The organism is Stenotrophomonas sp. STEN054 (assembly GCF_056854535.1).
Genome location: NZ_JBXFWG010000050.1, coordinates 20,508 through 28,365, shown reverse-complemented (window position 1 = coordinate 28,365; position 7,858 = coordinate 20,508). Strand labels below are relative to the sequence as shown.

The 7,858-nt window shown below is 67.2% G+C and carries 7 protein-coding genes; 5 read left to right on the top strand and 2 right to left on the bottom strand.

The window, feature by feature from the left end:
- Positions 1-260: 260 nt before the first annotated feature.
- The 4 genes from ahpF (at position 261) to AC1VXD_RS16720 (ending at position 4,442) form a co-directional block, all read left to right on the top strand.
- Positions 261-1,853 carry an alkyl hydroperoxide reductase subunit F gene (gene ahpF / locus AC1VXD_RS16735; protein ID WP_482992984.1) on the top strand — a complete coding sequence of 531 codons (1,593 nt, stop codon included), beginning with the start codon at positions 261-263 and terminating at the stop codon, positions 1,851-1,853.
- Positions 1,854-1,926: 73 nt separating this feature from the next.
- Positions 1,927-2,892 (top strand): LysR substrate-binding domain-containing protein, encoded by a 966-nt coding sequence (locus tag AC1VXD_RS16730; RefSeq protein ID WP_482992983.1) that lies wholly within the window; start codon positions 1,927-1,929, stop codon positions 2,890-2,892.
- Between the two features lie 123 nt (positions 2,893-3,015).
- Positions 3,016-3,435, top strand: a complete 420-nt coding sequence (gene rnk / locus AC1VXD_RS16725; protein ID WP_482992982.1) for a nucleoside diphosphate kinase regulator — start codon at positions 3,016-3,018, stop codon at positions 3,433-3,435.
- A gap of 50 nt (positions 3,436-3,485) precedes the next feature.
- A complete protein-coding gene (locus AC1VXD_RS16720; RefSeq protein ID WP_482992981.1) occupies positions 3,486-4,442 on the top strand; it encodes a transaldolase in 957 nt (318 codons plus the stop codon).
- Positions 4,443-4,976: 534 nt separating this feature from the next.
- Here AC1VXD_RS16720 and msrA read toward each other — a convergent pair.
- Both msrA and AC1VXD_RS16710 read right to left on the bottom strand, forming a co-directional pair.
- Complete coding sequence (msrA, locus tag AC1VXD_RS16715; protein WP_482992985.1) at positions 4,977-5,642, bottom strand: peptide-methionine (S)-S-oxide reductase MsrA; 666 nt, start codon at positions 5,640-5,642, stop codon at positions 4,977-4,979.
- A 30-nt stretch (positions 5,643-5,672) separates the two neighbouring features.
- Complete coding sequence (locus AC1VXD_RS16710; protein ID WP_482992980.1) at positions 5,673-5,936, bottom strand: putative signal transducing protein; 264 nt, start codon at positions 5,934-5,936, stop codon at positions 5,673-5,675.
- A gap of 157 nt (positions 5,937-6,093) precedes the next feature.
- On the opposite strand from AC1VXD_RS16710, the gene AC1VXD_RS16705 reads away from it, so the two are divergent.
- Positions 6,094-7,842, top strand: coding sequence for a glutamine--tRNA ligase/YqeY domain fusion protein (locus AC1VXD_RS16705; protein WP_482992979.1), 1,749 nt, complete (start codon positions 6,094-6,096; stop codon positions 7,840-7,842).
- Positions 7,843-7,858: the final 16 nt, after the last annotated feature.

Here is a 7,858-nt window from a genome sequence, read left to right as displayed (position 1 = left end):
GCGGGTGCGTCGCTGGGTTCATCTACTTAATCCCCGCGCCCCCCGCCCCGCCCCCCCCCCCCCCCCCGCGCCCCTCATCCCCGTGCCGGCCCCACGCCGGCGTGGGGGTGAACCCAAGGCAGCCGAGCAAGCAAGCCATCGCTCGCCAGCCCCTTCCACAGCTGTCTCTGCTGCCTTGGGTTCACCCCTACCCCCTCGCTGGTCCGCTATCTTTCACAGCGGTGCCACGCCCCCTGTTTGCCTGAAGCCAGGAGAAGACGATGTTGGACGCCAACCTGCAGTCGCAGCTGAAGACCTATCTGGAGCGCGTGACCCGCCCGATCCAGATCACCGCGCACGCCGATGACGGTGCCAAGTCGCAGGAAATGCTGGAACTGCTGCAGACCCTGGAAAGCCTGTCGGACAAGATCTCGCTGCAGATCCTGAGCGACGGCCAGGGCCGCGTGCCGTCCTTCGACCTGGGCACCCCGGGCCAGGACATCCACCTGACCTTCGCCGGCCTGCCGATGGGCCACGAGTTCACCTCGCTGGTGCTGGCCCTGCTGCAGGTCGGCGGCCACCCGGCCAAGGCCACCGCCGAGCTGATCGAGCAGGTGCAGAACCTGGAAGGCGACTACCGCTTCGAGACCTACTTCTCGCTGTCCTGCCAGAACTGCCCGGACGTGGTGCAGGCGCTGAACCTGGCCGCCGTGCTCAACCCGCGCATCCAGCACGTGGCCATCGACGGCGCGCTGTTCCAGGACGAAGTGGAGAAGCGCGAGATCATGTCCGTGCCCACCGTGTACCTCAACGGTGAAGTGTTCGACCAGGGCCGCATGACCCTGGAACAGATCGTGGCCAAGCTGGACACCAACGCCGGCAAGCGCGACGCCGAGAAGATCGCCGCCAAGGACGCCTTCGACGTGCTGGTGGTCGGCGGTGGCCCCGCCGGCGCCGCAGCGGCCATCTACGCCGCGCGCAAGGGCATCCGCACCGGCATCGCTGCCGAGCGTTTCGGTGGCCAGGTGCTGGACACGATGGCGATCGAGAACTTCATTTCGGTGAAGGAGACCGAGGGCCCGAAGCTGGCCACCGCGCTGGAACAGCACGTGCGCGAGTACGAGGTGGACATCATGGACCTGCAGCGCGCCACCGGGCTGGTCCCGGCCGGCGAAGACGGCCTGGTGCAGGTGCAGCTGGAAAACGGCGCGGTGCTGAAGTCGCGCTCGATCATCCTGTCCACCGGCGCACGCTGGCGGCAGATGAACGTGCCGGGTGAGGACCAGTATCGCAACAAGGGCGTGGCCTACTGCCCGCACTGCGACGGCCCGCTGTTCAAGGGCAAGCGCGTGGCGGTGATCGGCGGCGGCAACTCCGGCGTGGAAGCGGCCATCGATCTGGCCGGCATCGTGTCGCATGTGACCCTGCTGGAGTTCGATTCCAGCCTGCGCGCCGATGAAGTGCTGCAGAAGAAGCTGCGCAGCCTGGGCAACGTGACCGTGCTGACCAGCGCGCAGACCACCGAAGTGCTCGGCGATGGCAGCCGCGTCACCGGCCTGGTCTACAAGGACCGCGTTGGCGGCGATGCCCACCGGGTCGAACTGGAAGGCATCTTCGTGCAGATCGGACTGCTGCCCAACACCGAATGGCTGAAGGACAGCGTGGCGCTGTCGCCGCGTGGCGAGATCGTCATCGATGACCGCGGGCAGACCAACCTGCCGGGCGTGTTCGCCGCAGGCGATTGCACCACGGTACCCTACAAGCAGATCATCATCGCCATGGGCGCCGGTTCCACCGCTGCACTGAGCGCCTTCGACCACCTGATCCGTTCGTCCGTGAGCAAGGGCAGCGGCGCGGTGGCCGAGGCAGCCTGATCATTCGTTCCCAGGGTATCGGGGGCACCATTACCTGCTGGGTAAGCCGGTCCGTTACCCCTGGGGTCTTACGATGAATCTTCGCGATCTGAAATACCTGGTTGCCTTGGCCGATCACAGGCACTTCGGCCGGGCTGCCGCCTCCTGTTTCGTCAGCCAGCCCACGCTGTCCACCCAGATCCGCAAGCTGGAAGAAGAGTTGGGTGTGCCGCTGGTGGAACGCGCACCGCGCAAGGTGATGCTGACCCCGGCCGGACAGGAAGCAGCGATGCGGGCTCGGGTGATCGTGTCCGAAGTGGAACAGCTGAAGGAAGCGGCGCGACGCAGCCGCGACCCGGAAGCCGGCACGGTGCGCCTGGGGATCTTCCCGACCCTGGGCCCCTACCTGCTGCCGCATGTGATCCCGCGCATCCGCGACCGCTTCCCCGAACTGGAACTGCTGCTGGTCGAGGAAAAGAGCGACGTATTGCTGGAGCGCCTGCGCGGAGGCAAGCTGGACGCCGCACTGCTGGCACTGCCGGTGATCGACGACCAGCTGCATGCCGAATTCCTGTTCGAGGAACCGTTCCTGCTGGCCGTGTCCGGGCGCCACCCGCTGGCCCGCCGCGAACACCTGGACGTGCAGGAACTGGCCACGCAGAAGCTCCTGCTGCTGGAAGATGGCCACTGCCTGCGTGACCAGGCGCTGGAAGTGTGCCGGCTGTTCGGCGCCAACGAGAAATCCGAATTCCGCGCCACCAGCCTGGAAACGCTGCGACAGATGGTCGCCGCCGACGTCGGCATCACCCTGCTGCCGAGCCTGTCGGTGCAGCCGCCGGTGCCGCGTTCAAACAACATCCGCCTGCTCGACTTCACCGGCGAAGGCCGCCCCAGCCGGCGCATCGCCATGGTCTGGCGGCGCAGCTCGGCCATGCACGGTTTCCTGCTGGAGCTGGCCGACCAGTTCAAGCGCCTGCCGCAGGCACTGTTCACCCTCGATGCCGAGGGCGTGCCGGCCGGCGCGGCACCGGACCTGTCCGGCCCGCTGCTGAACGGCTGATCCAGCGGCGCCGGGCTGGCGTCGCGGCGGGAGTCGATTCCGGCCGCATTTGTCCCCACAATACAGTCAGGCGGCGCCAGGTGGTGCCGCCTTTTGCATGGCTTTCAATCAAGGAGCACCACCATGAACACCGCCAGCGGCCTGCCGCCATCCATCACCCCGCCGTCGATCACGGTGACTACCTTCGACATGGACCGCCTCGAGGCCATGCTCGATTCGCCTGCGCTGAGCCAGACGCCTGCCGCGCTCGTGCTTGCCGAAGAACTCAACCGGGCCACCGTGCTGGCGCCGGACCAGATTCCCGAAGGCATCGTCATGATGCATTCGCGCGTGGAGTGCGAAGATGAAGTGTCGGGCGAGAAGCACGTCCTGACCCTGGTCTTCCCCCGCGAAGCCAATGTCGATGAAGGCAAGGTTTCCGTGCTGGCCCCGGTCGGCAGTGCCCTGCTTGGCCTGGCCATCGGCCAGAGCATCGACTGGAACGCGCCCGGCGGCCGCAAGCTGCGCCTGCGCGTGACTGCGGTCCACAACGACCGTCCCTGATGACCGCTGCGCACCGCGCGCGATTCGACTTACCTGCACCAGGAGCCGTAATGAGTACCCCGTCCAAACTGTCCCAGCTGCGCGAACTGTCGGTGGTTGTCGCCGATACCGGTGACTACGACGCGATCAAGCGCCTGCAGCCGGTGGATTGCACCACCAACCCGACCCTGGTGAAAAAGGCGCTGGACCTGCCGGTCTATGCCGAGCTGATCGAACGCGAACTGGCCTGGGGCCGCCAGCAGGGCGGTGACCGCGAAGCCGTGGTGCACGCCGTGGCCGACCGCCTGACCATCGGCGTCGGCGCGCTGCTGAGCACGCTGGTGCCGGGCCGCGTGTCCACCGAAGTGGATGCCGACCAGGCCCACGACACCGGGGCCACCGTGGCCAAGGCCCGCCAGTTCATCCAGATGTACGCCGATGCCGGGGTGCCGCGCGAGAAGATCCTGATCAAGATCGCCGCGACCTGGGAAGGCGTGGAAGCCGCGCGCATCCTGCAGGCCGAGGGCATCGACTGCAACCTGACCCTGATCTTCAACCCGACCCAGGCCCTGGCCTGCAGCGAAGCCGGCGCGTTCCTGATCTCGCCGTTCGTCGGCCGCATCCTGGACTGGTACGTGGCCAACGGCCAGACCCCGACCAACATCGACGAAGACCCGGGCGTGAAGTTCGTGCGCGGCGTGTATGCCGAGTTCAAGCGCCGCGGTTCGCCGACGGTGGTGATGGGCGCCTCGTTCCGTTCGACCGCGCAGATCGAAGCGCTGGCCGGCTGCGACCGCCTGACGATCTCGCCGGACCTGCTGGAAAAGCTGGACGCCGACCACGGCGAACTGCCGCGCAAGCTGGTGGCCGGTGCGGCCGACGGCGTGGCGGTGACTCCGATCGACGCGGCGAAGTTCGCGGCGGATCTGGCGGCGGACCCGATGGCGACCGAGAAGCTGGCGACGGGTATCGATGCGTTTGCCAAGGATCTGCAGGCGCTGCGCGAGCGGATCCGCTCGGAACTGTGATTGCGGCGAACGGCTGAGCCCCTCGTGGCGGGGGGCTTGGTCGCGAAGAGCGGGTCATGCGGTTGGCAGAGCGGGTGGGCCGTGCAGGGGACGCTGCAAGTACGTCCATGTAAGCTCGGTCGCCGCATCCATGCGGCTCACGCCCCTGCACGACCCACCCGCCCTGCCTTCGACAGTTTCCGGTGGCCGCCCGCCACGGAAGAAAGAAAGAAGAGCAACCGCGGGGTCGCGCGCTCGCTTGCTCGCAGCCGAGCACGGCTAGGCTCTACAGGAAGCAGAAAAAGAAAAAGGACGCGGCGAAGGCTGCGTCCTTTTTCTTTGCCATCAGTTCGTCAGTAACCCAATGCTCTTGCTGGCAGGACCGCAGGCGCCATGGCGCCTACGAGCCCCCATGGATGGGTTCACGGCGTGTCCTGCCATCCGCCCCCGTCCCGCCCAACCATCAGCAACCCAGAGCCGCTTTGTAGTTCAGCCGACTAACAGTCGGCTCTACCAGGCTTTGGCTTCTGCCCGCCGCAGGCGGACCTCCGCGCGTCAGCGCGGCGCCTCCACATCCAGCCCGATCGGGCAGCTCACGCCGGTGCCACCAATCCCGCAGTACCCGTTCGGGTTCTTCGCCAGGTACTGCTGGTGGTAATCCTCTGCGTAGTAGTACTCCGGCGCCGGGTACACGATCTCGGTGGTGATCGGCCCGTAGCCGGACGCGTCCAGCTGCGTCTGGTAAGCCTCGCGGCTGGCCAGCGCCGCCGCGTACTGCGACTCATCGGTGGCGTGGATCGCCGAGCGGTACTGGGTGCCCGTGTCGTTGCCCTGGCGCATGCCCTGGGTCGGGTCGTGGCTTTCCCAGAACAGCTGCAGCAGCCGCTCCAGACTCACCACCGCCGGGTCGAACACCACCTGCACCATCTCGGTGTGGCCGGTCAGGCCCGAGCAGACCTCTTCATAGGTCGGGTTCGGAGTGACGCCACCGGCATAGCCGACCGAGGTGCTGTACACGCCCGGCTCGGTCCAGAACTTGCGCTCGGCGCCCCAGAAGCAGCCCAGCGCGAAGCGGATCTGCTGCAGGCCGGCGAAGCGGTCCTTCAGCGGATGGCTGTTCACGAAGTGCTGGTTGCTGTGCAGCGGCAGCGGCTGGTCGCGGCCCGGCAGCGCCTCTTCCGGGCGCGGCAGGCGCTGCTTGAAGGCCCCGATGCCGAGGATGCCCTGGCTGATTCCCAACATGATGCGCTCCTACGCCGGCTGTCCGGCCCAATCGTCTACGTGTGAAATGGGGTCGGATGGGCTCTGGCCCAAGTCCAGCGCGGCGATGATCTCCTCGGCCTGCGGCCGTGCCACGTCGGGGATGCCGACCCGCAGCACGCCGAACAGCGGCAGCTCGCCCATGCCGCCCAGCAGCTGCTCGCCGAACACGAACGCGGGGATGCCGGCATCCTCCAGCGCGTGCTTGACCAGGTGGGCGTCGAACAGATTGTCGGCCTTGTACACGATGTGCATGGGCGGCTCCTCGGGACAGGGGTCCAGCATACGCCCGGGGGCTGAATCGCGCCGCCGCACTCGCCGGGCATGGCCCGGCGCTACCTGCCCGGACCGGGCAACCCTGCCCATGACGCGCTAAACTGTTGGTCTTTCTGCCTTTCTCTTTCGCCGACTCATGTCCGAGCACACCCCCGCCAGCCCCGAGACCCCCGCCGACAGCCACGAGAAGCGCGATTTCATCCGCCAGATCGTGCGCGAGGACCTGGCCAGCGGTAAGCACCAGGCGATCAAGACCCGCTTCCCGCCCGAACCCAACGGCTACCTGCACATCGGCCATGCCAAGTCGATCTGCCTGAACTTCGGCCTGGCCGGTGAGTTCAGCGGCGTCTGCAACCTGCGCTTCGACGACACCAACCCGGCCAAGGAAGACCCCGAGTACGTGGCCGCCATCCAGGACGACGTGCGCTGGCTGGGCTTCACCTGGAACGAGCTGCGCCACGCCTCGGATTACTTCCAGACCTATTACCTGGCCGCCGAGAAGCTGATCGAGCAGGGCAAGGCCTACGTCTGCGACCTGTCGGCCGAGGAAGTGCGCGCCTACCGCGGCACCCTCACCGAGCCGGGCCGTCCGTCGCCGTGGCGCGACCGCAGCGTCGAGGAAAACCTCGACCTGTTCCGCCGCATGCGTGCCGGTGAATTCCCGGACGGTGCGCGCACCGTCCGCGCCAAGATCGACATGGCCAGCGGGAACATCAACCTGCGCGATCCGGCCCTGTACCGCATCAAGCACGTCGAGCACCAGAACACCGGCAACGCGTGGCCGATCTACCCGATGTACGACTTCGCGCATGCACTGGGCGATTCCATCGAAGGCATCACCCACTCGCTGTGCACGCTGGAATTCGAAGACCACCGCCCGCTGTACGACTGGTGCGTGGACAACGTCGATTTCGCCCATGACGATGCGCTGACCCAGCCGCTGGTCGACGCCGGCCTGCCGCGCGAAGCCGCCAAGCCGCGCCAGATCGAGTTCTCGCGCCTTAACATCAACTACACGGTGATGAGCAAGCGCAAGCTGATGGCGCTGGTCACCGAACAGCTGGTGGACGGTTGGGAAGACCCGCGCATGCCGACCCTGCAGGGCCTGCGCCGCCGCGGCTACACCCCGGCGGCGATGCGCCTGTTCGCCGAGCGCGTGGGCATCAGCAAACAGAATTCGCTGATCGATTTCAGCGTACTCGAAGGCGCGCTGCGCGAGGACCTCGACAGCGCCGCCGCACGCCGCATGGCCGTCATCGATCCGGTGAGGCTGGTGCTGACCAACCTCGACGAAGGCCACGAAGAGCAGCTGACCTTCAGCAACCACCCCAAGGACGAAAGCTTCGGCAGCCGCCAGGTGCCGTTCGCGCGTGAGCTGTGGATCGACCGCGAGGACTTCGCCGAAGTGCCGCCCAAGGGCTGGAAGCGCCTGGTGCCAGGCGGCGAAGTGCGCCTGCGTGGCGCCGGCATCATCCGCTGCGATGAAGTGATCAAGGACGCCGACGGCACCATCACCGAGCTGCGCGGCTGGCTGGATCCGGAATCGCGCCCAGGCATGGAAGGTGCCAACCGCAAGGTCAAGGGCACCATCCACTGGGTCAGCGCCGTGCACGCCGTGCCGGCCGAGATCCGCCTGTACGACCGCCTGTTCTCGGTGCCGAACCCGGACGACGAGTCGGAAGGCAAGACCTACCGCGATTACCTCAACCCGGAATCGCGCCGCACCGTCACCGGTTATGTCGAGCCGGCCGCGGCCAGCGCCACCCCGGAGCAGTCGTTCCAGTTCGAGCGCACCGGCTACTTCGTCGCCGACCGCCGCGACCACACCGAAGCCAAGCCGGTGTTCAACCGCAGCGTGACCCTGCGCGACACCTGGTCGGCCTGATCGGATAGGCGGGCGC